We start from the raw sequence: 16,744 nt of genomic DNA, 5'->3' as shown, positions 1-16,744 counted from the left end.
TTGTTTTATCATTTCGCTGGTATTATCAGGACCCGGCCATGGGAGTGCCTAATATTCCAACTGCCAGTTCTGCCCAAACGATTAAAAAGACGCCAAGGACAATTCCGCAGAGGATAAGTCGGTTTCGTTTTTTAGGTACTTTTCTCAGGATCACCTCAATGGTGATTCCTGTAATGAATAACAATATTCCTGCAATGACGAAATCTGTAGCTGTCCAGAAAACTTCTGCGCTAAATTGCATGGCGAAGAAGGGGATAAGCAAGATGGCTCCAACGGTCAGTAGTACGATTAAAAGTCTTTTGATGATCATAATTTTAAATATTTAGGTTGGTTGAAATTTTTCCTGGAATTCAAAGTAGAATTTCAAAAAAATGATTTAGAATTTATGTTTAAGGCCAATGTCAAAATCATTCGAGGCCTTTAGTAATTTTTCGAGTGCATCCAGGTGTTCGATGAAAGCCTTTTTGCCGGTATCTGTTACGATATATTTAGTGTTTGGTTTACGATTAATAAATGATTTTTCAACCTTGATGTAATTATGTTTTTCCAGGGCTTTGGTGTGGCTGGCAATATTGCCGTCTGTAGCCCCCATAAGATCCCGGATTGTTTTAAAATCTACAAAATCGTTCACCATAAGTACGCTCATGATCCCTAAGCGAATCCTGTGATCAAAGGCTTTGTTTATATTGCTTATAATATTCTTCATTCGGGGCGGTTACGATCATATTTATTATACATCCATACCCCATAGATAATATGAAAAAGACCAAAGCCTAAAGCCCAGAAGTAAAGACCAAAACTCATAAATTGTGTGGCGGCAAATCCCAATATCAGGTTGGCATAGCCTAGGCCCTTGAGATCACTAAAGGTGAATTTACTGGCATGGATTAAGGCAAGACCATAAAAGATGAGCATTGCCGGTGCAATTAGTCCAATAAGTGCATATTGCCAAAATACCAGGCAAAAGATACCGCCAGAAATAAGAGGTATAAAAAAATTGATAAGTAACCTTTTGCTGGTGGCATCCCAAACCTGTAAACCGTTTTTAGTGGCTTTTCGGGTAGTTAAGAAAACGGCAGTACCAACTGCCAAAATTAGAATAGCCAAAGCCAGGTAAAAAAGCTGGATCATTGTCTCATCTATACCGGACTTAAAAATATTCCCTTCAGGGTAAAGTCTAAGATTTAAATCATTTTTTACCAGAATGATTTTTGCTAAAAATGCTCCCAGCAACGCATAACAACCGGCGAAGACGCCGGCGAGGCCACTCAGAGAAATAAACCGCGAAGAGCGGTTCATCATTTTTTTGATTTCGCTAAGGTCATTTATATACTTTTGATTTTCCATATTAAAGTACTTTGAAATACAAAGTAAATTAATATTTTTTATTTTTTGTACTAATGTCCTCTATTTTTTTTGCATTTAGATAGTTGTTTTAAAACCGGTTAACAAGGAATGGAAAAAAATAAGCCTCGCGTGGCGAGGCTTTTAAATCTATATATCCATTCTGGGGTCTTCAGGATCTTTCGGCTTTTCAGGTTTTCCCGGGTGTTCTGGATCCTGAAAATCCTTTTTTGGTTTCACCGGGTTGGTATGACTGCTGGAACTCGTGCCAGGCAAAGCTTTATCATCCCGGAATCTTTGAATGATCTCCCTAAAATGCTCGCCGGCGGCATCGCGACCCCCAAGTCCATAACTTAAAGCAACCGCTACAGCGATCGCTCCCAGAATTAGTCCAAAGGCCAGTTCAACGATCTCATTTGCAATCCCCATAGTTCTTAATGCAATTGCCAGGAAGAGAGCAAGGGAAGCCCACCTTACAACACTGGCAATAAAAGTATTATTCCTGGATCGAGCCATGGTGTTATAAATGACCAGGGATATGTAGTTTCCTACCGCCAGTATAATTAGTCCAAAAATGATCTGTCCTGTTACTTCCAGAATTTCATCCAGGATTTGGGTTAATTGATCCAGGCCTAAAAGTTGTACCGCCGTGATAATTCCAAAAAATACGAGGAAGAAGTAAATAAGATTTGCCACGATCTTTGATAGAGATTGATTCGCGCCAATCATATTATGGATCTGGATCTTTTCTGCAGCTCTGTCCAGTCCCATGCTTCTGAATAGATCTTCTAGAAAATTTGCCAGGTATTTACCACCCCAGATAAAAACTGCCAGAATGATACCTGCAATTATAATACTCCCCAGCATTTCAGTAAAATCATATAAGATGTTATTCGCTGGTTGGGAGATCGCATCCATTTGCAGGGCATTAAAAGCCTGAATGAGGAAAGGGATAAAGATCACCAGGAATACTACTTTTTTAAGGATCTCTACAATTTTAGAAGTGTCCTTAAATCCTGTTTTATCCACCCATCTGTCCAGGAAGTTCCCGCTGATACTGATTAGGTTCGAAACAAATTTGGCAAGAATGTATCCTATAAATCCTATAAGAATAGCCGCAATTAGATTCGGGATAAAACTCAGGAATTCATTGACCATATTTTCCAGAGGTTCCAGCACTTGTTCTACTCCAAGTATTTCGAGCACGATCAGGATCACTATGATCATAATGATATAATAGAAGATATTTCCCAGAAAGGTATTGGTATCGCCAACATCACTTCGGCCAAAAACCCGCTCATCCCATTGCGTTTTCTTCAGCAATCTAATGATAAGGGATTTTATTCCTTTGGCAATTAACCAGCCAACGAGCAGGACTAATAAGGCTCCTAAGAGGTCAGGTAAAAACGCAGCAACCTGGTCTGCAAATTGTTCCAGTTGATTTCTCATTTTAGTATAGTTTATAGTTAGTTATACCAATTTAACGAGAATTTATAACTGCATGCGACTGATTAACAATTGTTTAGAGTTTTAGAAAAATGAATTTACCCTGTTATTCTTCATTTTGCCCTGATCTAAAAGAAAAATTTTTTGGGTTATTTGGCGACCCATAGCGGAATTCTAAGTTTACGATCAAATAGTTCATCGGTCACACTACCAACTAGTAAAGAGGAAAAAACGTTCCCTCCCTTATCGGCTACGACTAAAAGATCTGCATCAGCTTTCTCTGCTTCCAGGTTTAGTTTTTCTGCAATGCTGGTGTCTCTTCCACGAATTACCTTAGTCTCGACATCGGTGATTTTATGTTTTTTGAGGAACTTATCGAATTTCTCCCGGGTATGCTTTTCAATTTTAGGTACCAGTTCATCTTTATTTAAATAGGGTGCGAATTGCACCGGGACGTTAAAAATATTGGCTATGGTAATTTTTGCACCCGTAGAATCAGAGAGATATTTTGCCATTTGCAAAGCCTTGGCAGATTCTTTTGAAAAATCTGTACCGGTCCATATATTTTCCATGCTCATACGTGCCTTACGTGGAACCGATACTATATCGCATTTTAATAATCTCATCAGTTTATCTGAAACTATTCCCGCACCTTCACTGGCAGATTTATTTCCCACTACCACCAGGTCGATCCCGTATTTATGTACCACATAATTGATCAGGGATTCAGTATAGGGATCTTCAGAAATAAGGACTTCAGAAGGAGTATCTGCTGTAAAATTGTCGGCAACCTTTTCGTCCAGTTCATCGCTAATCAGTTTTTCCAGATCCACCTCTTTCATATGTTCCTGGAACAGATCAGATATCTCATACTTTTTGATATTATGTACAAAATATATCTTTTCCGGCTTCAGTTGCTCAGATAAGAACGAAGCATATTTGATGAGGTCTGCATCAGTTGAGGTAAGGTCTAGCGCAACAAGGATCTTATCTATAGTTTTCATAATTATGCGTTTTTCTCAGTTTTCTGAACATTTCTTTTATTGACGATTTCAGCAACGATCTCTTCATAATTTTCCTGCTGTTTTTCAGATTTCTTCTCTTCCATTTTTTTCAGGTCTTCATTCAATCCTTTGTATAATGAATAACACATCACCAGTAAAATAATGGCAAAGGGAAGCCCGGTAACAATGGTGGCCGTCTGCAACGCCTGTAATCCACCTCCAATTAAAAGGACTGCGGCTACAGTACCTTCGGTCACAGCCCAAAATACCCTTTGTCCTACGGGTGCATCTATTTTTCCTCCTGAAGTTAAACTGTCTATCACCAGGGAACCCGAATCTGAGGAGGTGATAAAGAAACCAGCGATAAGCAGGATAGCAACGATATTGATCACCATCGCGAGGGGGTAATCCTGGAAAAAGACGAATAAGGCGGTGGCAATATCGTTGTTTACAGCTTCTGAAAGTACATCGTTCCCACTAAGGATCTGCTGTATTGCAGTACTTCCAAATGCAGACATCCAGAAGAAAGTCACCAGTGAAGGAACCAGTAGTACCCCCAGAATAAATTCCCTGATTGTTCGGCCGTTAGAGATCCTCGCAATGAACATTCCCACGAAAGGAGACCATCCAATCCACCAACCCCAGTAAAATACGGTCCAGTCATTCTGCCAGGTCCCATTACTATATGTTTCACTCCAGGTAGAGATTTCCAGGAAGTTAAATAAATAGCTGCCGGTATTTTCTACAAATGATCTGAAAATGAAGATGGTTGGTCCAAGAATAAGTGCTAGCAGTAGTAAAACTATCGCAATTCTCATATTCCATTCACTAAGTACCTTAACTCCCTTATCAACACCAAGAACTACAGAAGTGGTAGCGATCAGGGTAACCCCGGCGATAAGTAATACCTGGGTTTGTATTCCCGCCGAAATTCCAAATACGTGATTTAATCCAGACGCGATCTGTTGTACCCCAAATCCAAGGGAGGTAGCCAGGCCGAATAAGGTGGCCAGTACAGCAAAAATATCGATAATGTCTCCGGTTCTGCCATAAATACGGTCACCCAGGAAAGGATAAAATATCGATCTTATGGTTAGCGGTAATCCACGGGTATAAGTGAAATAACTAAGAGATAAACCTACCAAAGCATATACCGCCCAGGCGTGAAAACCCCAGTGTAAAAATGTGAAATTCATAGCCTCAGAGGCTGCCGCAGCAGTTCCCGCTTCAGCCATGGGTGGATTGTTAAAATGCATTACCGGCTCTCCAACCCCAAAAAACAGCAGGCCTATTCCCATTCCTGCACTAAAAAGCATGGCAAACCAGGATGCGGTTTTGAATTCTGTTTTGGCCTTGGGGCCTCCAATCCTCAGGTTTCCAAATTTGCTGAAAGCAAGGTAGAAAAGGAAGATAAGGAAGATATTAATAGATAAAATAAAGAACCAGTCTGCTTTATTGGCTACCTGATTTTGCAAGTCTGCAAAAAATGTTTTGGCTCCGTCCTTAAATATCAGGGTGAGTGCAATACTTACAATTATAAAAATAACCGATGTGAAAAACACCGGGCCATTCACTTCTAATCCAAATATTGACTTCTTTTCGTCGCTTCTTGTAACTTTTTCTGCCATATCATTGTTTTCAGTATTTAAAAATAATAGCCCAGGTTAATATTGAACCTTGCTTCCCATTTCGCATCCGGTTTTCCCGTAGAAAAATCGTCGACAAAATTTCCACCCAGCCAGGAGTGATTATAACCCGCAGTATAATCTATTTAAGTATAAAGGTTTCCTGCAGAGACCAGTACGCCGGTAACATTCATATAGGAATCTTCGAAGCTTTTGACTTTTTTGTCCATATAACCAAAATCACTATAGAATTGAAGATTACTAATTGGGCCTAGCTCTAGCGGGATACTTTTAGAAAAGGCGAGGGTATACACCTCGAAATCTACAGCTACCTCATAGGGAAATCCATAGGCCCCCATCTGTATAATTTCATTGGATTGGCCTGGTGCATTTTCAGGGTCGTGCCGTATGCTCATTCCCTGCACCTTCAGGTTCCAGTTCTTAAAATCTAATTCATAATGCAGGGCGAGCCCGTGATGCGAGCCTGTTTTTTCGGTATCCAGATTATAAAGACCGCCATACTGTGCAGAGATTCCCAGCCTGTTTTTAAGGGTATCACCAAATTTGTAGATTAGTTTGCCATTTACCTGGTTGATCTCTTTATTTCTGCCCACCACGTCATAGGAATAACGATTGGAAGAAGATTCGGTACTATTCCCGAACCTCAATTCCTCGGCATTTTTATAAAAGGCCAGATTATATTCGAACTTATCATCTATATGTACATATTTCACCCCCATATCATGGTCATCTTCGAGCCCGAAGTAATAAGTGATATTAAAGAACCAGTTGTGCGAATTGTATTGCTGAATACCAAAAGGAACCTGATTAAGCCCGATCTGAATTTCCTCCTGCTCATTAAACCTGTAGCCTACCCAGCCCTGTTTTAAGAAATCCCCGCCGAAATCTTCAGAATAAAAACGGTACTCGGTATCTACATAGAACCCTCTATATGCTGCATTGAAATTAATCCTGAACATATCATAACCAAAATCGCCACCACGTTCTTTTTGCCCTTCTTTCCAGGAAGATAGATTATAATTGAATCGCAGGGCCCCACCTACATCGACTACAGGTTTTTCCTGAGCCAATGCGCAATTTCCGGTTAAGAAAAAGATCAGGATCAAAAAGCCTGAAATGGCTTTCGAATTTAGGTTGCTAAGATTCATATTGTAGGGTAGTGAATCTCAAAATTACTGGATTATACAGGTAAATTTTGCTGATCTCCAGCCTATTAACATTAGTTTATAATCTGGAATACATTTTTCATAATAGCTGTTAAAAGTAGTAGCCGATATTTATGTTAAAACGGGCTTCCCATTTCGCGTCTGGATCACCTATCCCAAAATCATCTTCGAAATTTCCACCTAACCAGGAATGGTTATACCCGGCGGCATAATCCACAAAACAGAAAATAGGCCCAGAGCTGAATAGTAATCCCAAAACATTCATATACGAATCTGTAAATTCACCTTTCTGTTTGTGCATATAACCAAAATCATTATAGATCTCGATATGCTTAAAAAGTTTGGTGTCAATATCCAGAATACGGGAAATACCAATATTGTAGATCTCGAAATCTGAAGCGACCTCATAAGGTACTCCATAGGCACCCATACTTATTATATCACGGGACTGGCCAGCAGCATTGACAGGATTGAACCTTGCCGACAGTGCCTGGGCTTTCACGATCCAGTCTTCAGTAAGATATTCATAATGTATGGCGAAAGCATTACGATCACCATTTTCTTCAGTATCCAGGTTGTAGATTGATCCATATTTAGCTGAAACCCCTATACGGTGATCTTTAAGACTTTCCGGTTTGTAAATAATCTTCCCGTTAAACTGATTGATCTCCTTATTTCTTCCAACTATATCATAGCCATAACGGTTGGAAGAATTTTCAGTAGTATTTCCAAATCTTAATTCTTCTGAATTTTTAAAAAAACCAAGATGATACTCAAACCTGTCACCGGTATAGGTATAGGTGACTCCCATATCATAATCGTCTTCCAGACCTACATAGTAAGGAAGGTTCAAAAAGAAATTATTCGAATTATAACGTTCGATGCCAAAGGGTACCTTGGCCAGACCTACCTCAAATTTATTTTTTTCATTCAGATTATAACCTACCGTTCCCTGTTTCAGGAAATCACCACCAAAAGCTTCAGAATAAAACCTGTATTCAGCCTTGATAAATATACCCTGGTAAGCTCCGTCAACATTGATCCTGAAAAGATCGTAACCAAAATCTCCTCCACGGTCCTTCTGACTTTCTTTCCAGGAAGAGAGATTGTAATTAAAACGCAAAGCCCCGCCAATAGTAACTTCAGGCTCTTCCTGCGCAAAGGCATCAAAGCATGGGTTGATCAAAATCAGGATAAAAAGAAACTTACAGAGATATTTTTGATTACTACTGCCGTCTGAAAGCATAATGCAGGGATTTTTTAGTTAGAAGAACATTAAATATAAATTCAAAATCGCTTACTAAAAACTCTTTATGACTATCTTAAGATAAATCATAAAAAAAAGCCACCTGTAGAGGTGGCTTCAAGATTATATTGTACTGTTTTTTTTAAAATGAATTTATGGTTTTTCTAATGGAAACTAGATTGGTCAGCAGCTTTTCCAGGTGAGCCAGATCCAGCATGTTGGCACCATCACTTTTTGCGTTTGCCGGATCAAAATGGGTTTCAATAAATAACCCGTCCACGTGGTTCACTACTCCTGCACGTGCAATAGTTTCAATCATATCGGGCCGGCCGCCGGTTACCCCGCTGCTTTGATTTGGTTGTTGTAAAGAATGGGTGACATCCAGAACCGTAGGAGCGAATTCACGCATGGTGGGGATACCCCTGAAATCGACAATAAGATCCTGATATCCAAACATTGTCCCGCGATCTGTTACCATTACCTGTTCATTATTACAATCTGTCACTTTAGTTACCGCATGCTTCATAGCATCAGGGCTCATGAACTGGCCTTTTTTAAGGTTTACCACTTTGCCGGTTTCTGCGGCCGCTACCACAAGATCGGTTTGTCTTACCAGGAAAGCCGGTATCTGGAGGATATCCACATATTCCGCAGCCAGTTGCGCATCATTAATTTCATGAATATCTGTAACCGTAGGGATATTAAATGTTTCAGAAACCTTACGAAGGATCTTCAGGGCCTTTTCATCTCCTATTCCGGTAAAACTATCTATTCTGCTTCGGTTCGCCTTTTTAAAAGAGCCTTTAAAGACGTATGGTATTTCCAATTTGTCTGTGATCTCAACAACTTTTTCGGCGATCCTTAAAGCCATTTCTTCTCCTTCAATGGCGCAGGGGCCGGAAAGAAGGAAGAAATTATCGCTGTTAGCGTGTTTTATATGAGGTATTTTGCTAAGTTCCATTTATTCAATATTTGCGGCAAAGATAACTGAATTAATGGGGCATTGCAATTCGGTTCATTAGCGAAAGAGTATTTTTGGAATGTATTTTTCTGTAAATTAGGGTATTGTTTAACCTTATACTTCAATTATGAAAATTCACGAGTTTTTGATTCCCCAATTGCAGCAGGAGGTTGCCTTAACCGAAAAGTTTTTACAAAGAATTCCTGAAGACAAAATGGGATGGAAACCTCATGAAAAATCCATGACCATCAAGCAGATCGCCAATCACCTGGCTGAAATACCGGGCTGGATCACGGGTACTATGGAGGCTGAAGCTTTGGACATCAAGGGGTACAACTCACCAGATCTTGATACTGTAGATGCCATTATTGAAGAATTGAAAAGGAACACCGTTGCCGCAGAAACTTCTTTACGCAAGTCTGATGAGGAGTTTCACCGCACCTGGAAAATGACCCGTGACGGCGAAACAATTTTTGAAATGCCAAAATTCAATGTTTTGCAGGCAATGGTAATGAACCAGTTTCCGCATCACCGGGCGCAACTGGGAGTTTATTTCCGGCTTTTGGATATATCTGTACCGGCTACTTACGGCCCTTCTGCAGACGAACAATAATCGCTGTCCTGTGAGGATAGAAAATTTAATTTTTAACATCCTAATTTTCAGTTAATTAAAATCTTTTGAATCTGCGATGGATTCGTAAAAAATAGCTGTACATTTGCAGCCTTAAAAATAAGGCTAAATGACAGCTATTAGAAATATCGCGATTATCGCACACGTTGACCACGGTAAAACTACCTTGGTGGACAAAATTATGCATCACTGTGAATTGTTCCGTGATAACCAATCTACGGGTGAACTTATCCTGGATAATAATGATCTTGAAAGAGAGCGTGGGATCACTATCACTTCCAAGAACGTTTCAGTAACCTATAAGGATACAAAGATCAATATTATAGATACTCCCGGTCACGCCGATTTTGGCGGTGAGGTGGAACGTGTTTTGAACATGGCCGACGGTGTATTATTATTGGTGGATGCTTTCGAGGGACCAATGCCTCAAACACGTTTTGTATTGCAAAAAGCGATCGATCTTGGATTGAAGCCTTGTGTGGTGGTAAACAAAGTTGATAAAGAAAACTGTACTCCAGAAGAAGTTCATGAGAAGGTATTTGACCTGATGTTTGAACTTGGCGCTGAAGAATGGCAGCTGGATTTCCCAACCGTATATGGTTCAGCGAAAAACAACTGGATGAGTGATGACTGGAGAAATGAAACCGATAATATCGAGCCATTGCTTGATATGGTAATGGAACATATTCCTGCGCCAAAGGTGGATCTGGTAGGATCTCCGCAAATGCTGATTACTTCTCTGGATTTCTCTTCATTTACAGGTCGTATTGCGATTGGTAGATTACAGAGGGGGATTCTTAAGGAAAACCAGCAGGTTTCTTTAGTGAAGCGTGATGGCAGCATTAGAAAAACAAGAATTAAAGAATTACATACTTTCGAAGGTTTAGGCCGTAGAAAAGTGGAAGAAGTACAGGCAGGAGATATTTGTGCGCTTGTGGGGCTGGAAGGTTTTGAAATTGGCGATACAGTAGCTGATATCGAGAATCCGGAAGGATTAAAAACGATCGCTATAGATGAGCCTACCATGAGTATGCTTTTCACGATCAATGATTCTCCTTTCTTCGGAAAAGACGGAAAGTATGTGACTTCAAGACATATTAAAGAAAGACTGTTCAAGGAACTTGAAAAAAACCTTGCGCTTCGTGTGAACGAAACTGATAGTGCCGATAAATTCTTGGTTTACGGTCGTGGGGTACTTCACTTATCTGTTCTTATCGAGACGATGAGACGTGAAGGATATGAACTTCAGATTGGTCAGCCACAGGTAATTATCAAGGAGATTGACGGAGTGAAATGTGAGCCAATAGAAGAGCTTACGATAGATCTTCCTGAAGATGTTTCTGGAAAAGCCGTGGAGATGGTGACTATGAGAAAAGGGGAGATGCTAAGTATGGAAGCTAAAGGAGATAGGATGAATATCCAGTTCCTTATTCCATCCAGAGGAATCATTGGGTTGAGAAACCAGTTGCTTACCGCTACTGCCGGTGAAGCGATCATGGCGCACCGATATAAAGAATATCAGCCTGTGAAAGGTGGAATTCCAGAAAGACAGAATGGTTCTTTGGTGTCTATGGAAAAAGGAAAAGCGATTCCTTATTCTATTGACAAACTCCAGGACAGAGGTAAATTTTTCGTAGATCCGGGTGAGGATATTTATGAGGGACAGGTAATTGGTGAGAACTCACGTCAGGATGATATGGCAGTGAATATTACCAAAACCAAAAAGCTTTCCAACGTACGTTCCTCAGGAGCAGATGATAAAGCGAAGATCGTTCCTGCAATTAAATTCTCTTTAGAGGAAGCGCTGGAATATATTCAAAAAGATGAATATGTTGAGGTGACTCCAAATCACTTAAGGTTAAGAAAAGTACTTCTTACTGAAAATGAAAGAAAAAGATCTAAAGCGATCTAAACTATAAGTGTCATTTCAAAGAAGTTGAGCGATTGAGAAATCTCCCTTTGGTCGACATGACAATAAATAAAAAAAAGCCTGCCGTTAGGCGGGCTTTTTTATGAAATATTAAAAAGATTATGACTGAAATTTTTGGAATTTCCATAACAGAATGGATAGGTTACCTGGCTTCATTTTTTGTGTTGCTTTCATTCCTGATGAGGAATATAGTAACCCTGCGATATGTGAACAGTATAGGTTGCCTTTTCTTTGTAGCCTACGGAATCTTACTTGATTCATGGCCGGTGATCATCACAAACGTAGCCATTGTTTGTGTAAATATCTATTACCTGTTTATTAATAAGAAACAGGTTCAGGAAGCCTGATCTGGAATTTATTCGCGGAATTTCTTCTTAACAGAAAGCGCAGCACCCAGGATTCCGGCAGAATTCCTTAATTTTGCCGGAGCCAGGTTTGTGTTTACATTTAGATAATCTACATATTGTTTCCAGTCTTTGGAAATTCCTCCTCCTACGAGGATAAGATCCGGATTCAGGATCTTATAGATATGATTGAGAAAAACATTAAATCTCTCTGCCCATTCCTCATAGCTCAAGTTCTCTTTTTTCTTAACTGAAGATGCGGCATAGTCCTCTATCTTCTCATATTGCTCATAGGATAGTTGTCCCAATTCAAAATTAGGGATCAATTCGCCGCCGCAATAGGCTCCGCTGCCCAGGCCGGTACCTACTGTTATCATAAGAATAAAGCCGTCTTCATCCTTACCCGCACCATATTTTACTTCGGCCAGGCCGGCAGCATCGGCATCATTGATCACCGTGAATTTACAGCCGGTGAATTTTTCAAACAGTTCCTCAATATTTATTCCCACCCATTTTTTACTGAGGTTTCCTTCATCCTTGCAAACGCCTTTTTTAACGATGGAAGGAAAACCGCAGCCTACGATTCCCTGGTAATTAAAATGTTCTACAAGTTTCTTCACGGCCTGCGCCATTTCCTCTGGTTCCCGGGATCTGGGTGTGGGAATCCTGAATTTAGGAACACTTATTTTGCCGGTCTGGAGATTTACGATCGCTCCTTTAATTCCTGAACCGCCAATATCTATTCCTAATATTTCCATAAGATCTGTTGTAGTCGCAACAAGTTATCAAATTAGAATTATTCCCTCAAGGATTTTAGAAAGGATTAAGAGGATTAGGGCCTTTATGCTAATGGTGAAGACCCTGAAACAAGTTAAGGGTGACGGAATGCATTGTGTTTTTGCGACCGCAGTGAAGCGCTCTGATTTTGGAATTTTAGTCCTACTGTACTAATAGCGATCCTAATATGTTAGCCTCCTTCTTAGTTAGTTAACTGTAATTAGTGGTGCAGGAACTAGTTCAGGGGTGATCATGAAATTTATTTGAATTATTACACCGATTTCTGAACCACCTCAAATACACGCTGGCCATCACACTTTAAAGTTTTGGATGGATATTTTAATAGTAAAGCATAATCGTGGGTAGCCATTAATATGGTATTTCCGTTTTTGCTTATTTCCTGCAAAACCTCCATAACTTCCACAGATGTTTGTGGATCCAGGTTGCCGGTTGGCTCATCTGCCAGGATTAGTTCCGGGTCGTTCAACAGAGCTCTGGCAATTGCGACTCTTTGCTGTTCACCACCAGATAACTGATAGGGATATTTAAAACCTTTGGTTTTCATTCCTACCTTATCCAGTACTTCATCGATCTTGCTATCCATAGCATTTTTATCTTTCCAGCCCGTAGCTTTTAAGACAAAGAGAAGGTTATCCTTTATATTTCTATCTGTAAGTAATTTAAAATCCTGGAAAACCACGCCAAGCTTTCGTCTTAAAAAAGGAATATCTTTCTCTTTTAAGGTTCTCAGGTCGTAATCCACAATATGTCCTTCACCTTCAGTAAGTGGAAGATCACCGTAAAGTGTTTTCATAAAACTACTTTTCCCGGTTCCGGTTTTACCAATGAGATAAACAAAATCACCTTTATTAACTTTTACGTCAACTTCAGATAAAATTAGGCTTTCACGTTGGTAGATAGCCGCATTTTTTAGTTCTAGAACAGGTTGGGACATGTAACTATAGCTTTGATTTTAAATACTGTATTATTTTCCTCTATTTTAGACCGGCAGAGCTTTTGCACTCAATATTCAGCAATGAGCCAGAATCCCGGATTAAGGAATAACTTTTCTTAGCTTTCAAATATACATTTTTCATCAGGCCGTTACTTACTTTTTTTTCATTAACATAATTATAGAACTTAATCGGCGTTATAGAATCAGGCATTAAATTATCTTTGAGTTCCAATCTAAAACACAATAAATGACATTGAAAAGAGCTTACCTGCTAGTTGTTTTTATATCTTCCTCATTTTCTGCTATTTGTCAGCAAACTGCTGCCTACACCCATGAGCTGGTTGCCTTCAACAGGGCTCTGGAATTGTACAATAACGAACAATATCTCGCAGCCCAGAACCTTTTTGATGAGGTGATGGATGATACCAGTGATGAAAAAATCAAAGGGGATGCGGCCTATTATATTGCCAATGCCGCAGTACGATTAAATCAGCCGGGAGCAGACCGGTTGATGGAAAATTTTGTTACCAGGTATCCAACCAGCACAAAGACGAATTCGGCATATCTGGATGTTGCCGATTATTATTTCCAGACCGGGAAATATGCACTTTCCAGAAGGTGGTATGACCGGGTGGATGAGAAGGCTATGAGCAAAAAGGATCGGGAACGATTTTATTTCAATAATGGGTATGCTTATTTTCGAGCTAACCAGTTTGAAGAAGCTCAAACTTACTTTAACCGGGTACGTGACTCTAAAGAATACGGCTCTCAGGCCAAATATTACCTGGGATATATCGCTTATGAAGGTGATGATTATGAGGAGGCAAATGAATATTTCGAAGAAGTAAAGGGAAATGAAAGATATTCAGAAGACCTATCTTATTTCCAGGCAGATATGAATTTCAAGCTGGGGAATTTTGAAAAAGCTATCGAGCAGGGATTGGAACAGCTTCCGAAGTCAAACAGACAGGAAATTCCGCAGCTTAACAAGATAATTGGTGAAAGCTATTTCAACCTCGGAAAATATGACGAAGCCATTCCTTATCTAAAAGGTTATACCGGCTTAAGAGGAAAATGGAACAATACCGATTATTACCAGTTAGGTTATGCATATTATAAGCAAGGGGATTACGAGGCTGCAATCAATGAGTTTAACAAAATTGTGGATGGTAAAAATGCTATCGCTCAAAATGCCTACTATCACCTGGCACAGTCCTACCTGGAATCAGATCAAAAGCAGCAGGCCTTGAATGCCTTCAAGAATGCCAGTGAAATGGAATTTGATGCCAGGATCCAGGAAGATGCTTTATTTAATTATGCTAAACTTAGTTATGAGATTGGAAATTCTTATGAAAGTCCCTCTCAGGTATTGATAAATTACCTGACTAAATATCCTAATTCAGGGCATAAAGCAGCGATGGAAAGCCTGCTTATAGACTCTTTCATCACTTCTAAAAATTATGAGGAAGCGATGAGATTACTCGAAAATAACCGCAATTTCAGTGATAAGCAGGCCTACCAGAAAGTAGCCTATTATTATGGTCTGGAACTTTTTGAGGAAGGGGATTATGAGGCCGCGATAAGGAATTTTGATAAGGCCCTGAAGGAACCACGTGACCAGAACATTACCGCAAAAGCTACTTTTTGGAAAGCTGAAAGCGAATACAGCATCAATAGAATGGAGGATGCCATCCTGGGATACCGTGAATTCAAGGGTATGAGTGCTGCCAGAAATACCTCTGAATATGACGATCTGGACTATAACATCGGGTATGCCTATTTCAAAAAGAACGATTACTCCCAGGCGGTAAATTATTTTAAGTCTTATGTAGCGAATTCCAGGTCAGAGGGTGCCAAAAAAAATGATGCTTTATTAAGACTTGGAGATACTTACTATGTGACCAGCCAGTACTGGCCAGCCATGGAGGCATATCAAACTGCTATAGATAATGGAGTAAGCAATGCAGATTATGCCGCATTTCAAAAGGCAATTAGCTATGGTTTTGTAAACAGAAATGACACCAAGATTGATGAACTCGACAGTTTTACCAGAAGATACCCCAGATCTCCCTACCGGGATGATGCGATGTATGAACTTGGTAATACTTATGTTGCTACCAACAATATTAGCCAGGGAATTCAATCTTATAATAAATTGATAAGGGATGTTCCCGAAAGTGCTCTTGTACCAAAAGCTATGTTGCGACAGGGGCTTATATATTATAATAATAATGAAGGTAACAAGGCCCTGGAGAGATTGAGAAAAGTAGTGGCAGAATATCCAAATACACCTGAGGCAAAACAAGCAGTTTCTACTGCAAGAAATGTTTATGTGGATCTTGGACGTACAGATGAATATGCCAGCTGGGTAAGGGATATCGATTTCGTGGAAGTAAGTGATGCAGATCTTGATAATGCCACCTATGAAGCTGCAGAAAACCAGTACCTGAACGATAATACTGAGAAGGCGATAGCAAACCTGGAAAAGTATGTGCAGAATTTCCCTAACGGAATTCACTCCATAAATGCTAATTTTTACCTCGCCCAGCTATACTATCGAAAAGGACAGGTAGACAAATCAATTTCGAATTATCGTTATGTGACTTCAAAGCCGAAAAATGAGTTTAGTGAACAGGCCCTGGCAAGACTTTCTGAGATCTACCTGGAGAAGAAGGATTATAAGCAGGCACTGCCATTACTGGAACAACTCGAGCAGCAGGCAGATAATGACCAGAACATTGTATTTGCCCAGCAAAACCTGATGAAATCTTATTATGAAACCGGGAATTTCAACAAGGCTAATATATATGCCGAGAAAGTATTGAGTAATTCCAGCGCAGAAGCCGCCGCCAGGAACGACGCCAGGATCATGGTTGCAAGAGCAGCGATCAAAGCGGGGAATGATAACAAAGCACGTGCTGCCTATAAAGAGGTGCAAAAATCTGCTACCGGTGAACTTGGAGCAGAGGCCCTATACTATGATGCATATTTTAAACATAAAGATGGAAATTTTGAAGCCTCAAATGCTGCCGTGCAGATCCTGGCAAAAGATTTCTCAGGATATAAAATGTGGGGAGCGAAAGGACTGGTCTTAATGGCTAAAAATTTCTATGCCCTGAAAGATGCCTACCAGGCAACCTATATTCTCGAGAACGTTATTAAGAATTTCCAGAAATATCCTCAAATTGTAGAGGAAGCCCGGGCCGAACTGGCCAAAATCAAAGCCCAGGAAGCAAAGACCAATGCTTCTGTAGAAACAAATAACTAAACTTAATCTAATAGATCTACTGCTAT

15 protein-coding genes are annotated in these 16,744 nt (G+C 39.9%); 4 read left to right on the top strand and 11 right to left on the bottom strand.

The window, feature by feature from the left end:
• Positions 1–25: 25 nt before the first annotated feature.
• The 9 genes from FGM01_RS08765 to kdsA form a co-directional block, all read right to left on the bottom strand.
• On the bottom strand, positions 26–310 hold the full coding sequence (locus FGM01_RS08765) for a hypothetical protein (protein ID WP_143410797.1): 285 nt from the start codon (positions 308–310) through the stop codon (positions 26–28).
• Positions 311–376: 66 nt separating this feature from the next.
• Positions 377–706: a winged helix-turn-helix domain-containing protein gene (locus FGM01_RS08760; RefSeq protein ID WP_143410796.1), complete on the bottom strand. Its 330-nt coding sequence runs from the start codon at positions 704–706 to the stop codon at positions 377–379.
• Positions 703–1,347 carry a hypothetical protein gene (locus FGM01_RS08755; RefSeq protein WP_143410795.1) on the bottom strand — a complete coding sequence of 215 codons (645 nt, stop codon included), beginning with the start codon at positions 1,345–1,347 and terminating at the stop codon, positions 703–705. The genes FGM01_RS08760 and FGM01_RS08755 overlap by 4 nt, the downstream gene beginning before the upstream one ends.
• 147 nt (positions 1,348–1,494) lie before the next feature.
• Positions 1,495–2,793: a mechanosensitive ion channel gene (locus tag FGM01_RS08750; RefSeq protein WP_143410794.1), complete on the bottom strand. Its 1,299-nt coding sequence runs from the start codon at positions 2,791–2,793 to the stop codon at positions 1,495–1,497.
• A gap of 146 nt (positions 2,794–2,939) precedes the next feature.
• The gene (locus FGM01_RS08745; protein WP_143410793.1) at positions 2,940–3,794 is read right to left on the bottom strand and encodes a universal stress protein; all 855 of its coding nucleotides are present in this window, start codon (positions 3,792–3,794) and stop codon (positions 2,940–2,942) included.
• A 2-nt stretch (positions 3,795–3,796) separates the two neighbouring features.
• The gene (locus FGM01_RS08740) at positions 3,797–5,422 is read right to left on the bottom strand and encodes a BCCT family transporter (RefSeq protein WP_143410792.1); all 1,626 of its coding nucleotides are present in this window, start codon (positions 5,420–5,422) and stop codon (positions 3,797–3,799) included.
• Between the two features lie 143 nt (positions 5,423–5,565).
• Positions 5,566–6,588: a hypothetical protein gene (locus FGM01_RS08735; protein ID WP_341478032.1), complete on the bottom strand. Its 1,023-nt coding sequence runs from the start codon at positions 6,586–6,588 to the stop codon at positions 5,566–5,568.
• 109 nt (positions 6,589–6,697) lie between these two features.
• Complete coding sequence (locus tag FGM01_RS08730; RefSeq protein ID WP_143410791.1) at positions 6,698–7,852, bottom strand: porin; 1,155 nt, start codon at positions 7,850–7,852, stop codon at positions 6,698–6,700.
• A gap of 142 nt (positions 7,853–7,994) precedes the next feature.
• Entirely contained in the window at positions 7,995–8,813 is an 819-nt protein-coding gene (kdsA, locus tag FGM01_RS08725; protein ID WP_143410790.1) for a 3-deoxy-8-phosphooctulonate synthase, read from the bottom strand.
• 127 nt (positions 8,814–8,940) lie between these two features.
• Between kdsA and FGM01_RS08720 the strand changes: the two genes are divergently transcribed.
• The 3 genes from FGM01_RS08720 to FGM01_RS08710 all read left to right on the top strand — a co-directional run bounded on the left by FGM01_RS08720 (position 8,941) and on the right by FGM01_RS08710 (position 11,721).
• Complete coding sequence (locus FGM01_RS08720) at positions 8,941–9,426, top strand: DinB family protein (RefSeq protein WP_143410789.1); 486 nt, start codon at positions 8,941–8,943, stop codon at positions 9,424–9,426.
• Positions 9,427–9,553: 127 nt separating this feature from the next.
• Positions 9,554–11,356, top strand: coding sequence for a translational GTPase TypA (gene typA, locus FGM01_RS08715; RefSeq protein ID WP_143410788.1), 1,803 nt, complete (start codon positions 9,554–9,556; stop codon positions 11,354–11,356).
• Between the two features lie 119 nt (positions 11,357–11,475).
• Positions 11,476–11,721 (top strand): uroporphyrinogen decarboxylase, encoded by a 246-nt coding sequence (locus tag FGM01_RS08710; RefSeq protein WP_143410787.1) that lies wholly within the window; start codon positions 11,476–11,478, stop codon positions 11,719–11,721.
• 8 nt (positions 11,722–11,729) lie between these two features.
• Here the strand turns inward: FGM01_RS08710 and ppgK are convergent, their stop codons facing one another.
• Together ppgK and FGM01_RS08700 are read right to left on the bottom strand one after the other, a co-directional pair.
• Positions 11,730–12,476 (bottom strand): polyphosphate--glucose phosphotransferase, encoded by a 747-nt coding sequence (ppgK, locus tag FGM01_RS08705; protein ID WP_143410786.1) that lies wholly within the window; start codon positions 12,474–12,476, stop codon positions 11,730–11,732.
• Positions 12,477–12,766: 290 nt separating this feature from the next.
• Positions 12,767–13,450: a cell division ATP-binding protein FtsE gene (locus FGM01_RS08700; protein WP_143410785.1), complete on the bottom strand. Its 684-nt coding sequence runs from the start codon at positions 13,448–13,450 to the stop codon at positions 12,767–12,769.
• 247 nt (positions 13,451–13,697) lie between these two features.
• Here FGM01_RS08700 and FGM01_RS08695 point away from each other — a divergent pair, with 247 nt between their 5' ends.
• Entirely contained in the window at positions 13,698–16,718 is a 3,021-nt protein-coding gene (locus FGM01_RS08695) for a tetratricopeptide repeat protein (RefSeq protein ID WP_143410784.1), read from the top strand.
• The last annotated feature ends 26 nt before the right edge of the window (positions 16,719–16,744 follow it).

This window comes from Christiangramia sabulilitoris (assembly GCF_007050985.1).
In the GTDB taxonomy this organism is placed as follows: Bacteria; Bacteroidota; Bacteroidia; order Flavobacteriales; family Flavobacteriaceae; genus Christiangramia; species Christiangramia sabulilitoris.
The sequence above is the reverse complement of the archived record's forward strand: the minus strand, read 5'-3'. Positions and strand labels throughout refer to the sequence as shown.

Coding starts and splice junctions, on each gene's coding strand:
- FGM01_RS08765 (WP_143410797.1), bottom strand. CDS start 310: ATGATCATCAAAAGACTTTTAATCGTACTACTGACCGTTGGAGCCATC.
- FGM01_RS08760 (WP_143410796.1), bottom strand. CDS start 706: ATGAAGAATATTATAAGCAATATAAACAAAGCCTTTGATCACAGGATT.
- FGM01_RS08755 (WP_143410795.1), bottom strand. CDS start 1,347: ATGGAAAATCAAAAGTATATAAATGACCTTAGCGAAATCAAAAAAATG.
- FGM01_RS08750 (WP_143410794.1), bottom strand. CDS start 2,793: ATGAGAAATCAACTGGAACAATTTGCAGACCAGGTTGCTGCGTTTTTA.
- FGM01_RS08745 (WP_143410793.1), bottom strand. CDS start 3,794: ATGAAAACTATAGATAAGATCCTTGTTGCGCTAGACCTTACCTCAACT.
- FGM01_RS08740 (WP_143410792.1), bottom strand. CDS start 5,422: ATGGCAGAAAAAGTTACAAGAAGCGACGAAAAGAAGTCAATATTTGGA.
- FGM01_RS08735 (WP_341478032.1), bottom strand. CDS start 6,588: ATGAATCTTAGCAACCTAAATTCGAAAGCCATTTCAGGCTTTTTGATC.
- FGM01_RS08730 (WP_143410791.1), bottom strand. CDS start 7,852: ATGCTTTCAGACGGCAGTAGTAATCAAAAATATCTCTGTAAGTTTCTT.
- kdsA (WP_143410790.1), bottom strand. CDS start 8,813: ATGGAACTTAGCAAAATACCTCATATAAAACACGCTAACAGCGATAAT.
- FGM01_RS08720 (WP_143410789.1), top strand. CDS start 8,941: ATGAAAATTCACGAGTTTTTGATTCCCCAATTGCAGCAGGAGGTTGCC.
- typA (WP_143410788.1), top strand. CDS start 9,554: ATGACAGCTATTAGAAATATCGCGATTATCGCACACGTTGACCACGGT.
- FGM01_RS08710 (WP_143410787.1), top strand. CDS start 11,476: ATGACTGAAATTTTTGGAATTTCCATAACAGAATGGATAGGTTACCTG.
- ppgK (WP_143410786.1), bottom strand. CDS start 12,476: ATGGAAATATTAGGAATAGATATTGGCGGTTCAGGAATTAAAGGAGCG.
- FGM01_RS08700 (WP_143410785.1), bottom strand. CDS start 13,450: ATGTCCCAACCTGTTCTAGAACTAAAAAATGCGGCTATCTACCAACGT.
- FGM01_RS08695 (WP_143410784.1), top strand. CDS start 13,698: ATGACATTGAAAAGAGCTTACCTGCTAGTTGTTTTTATATCTTCCTCA.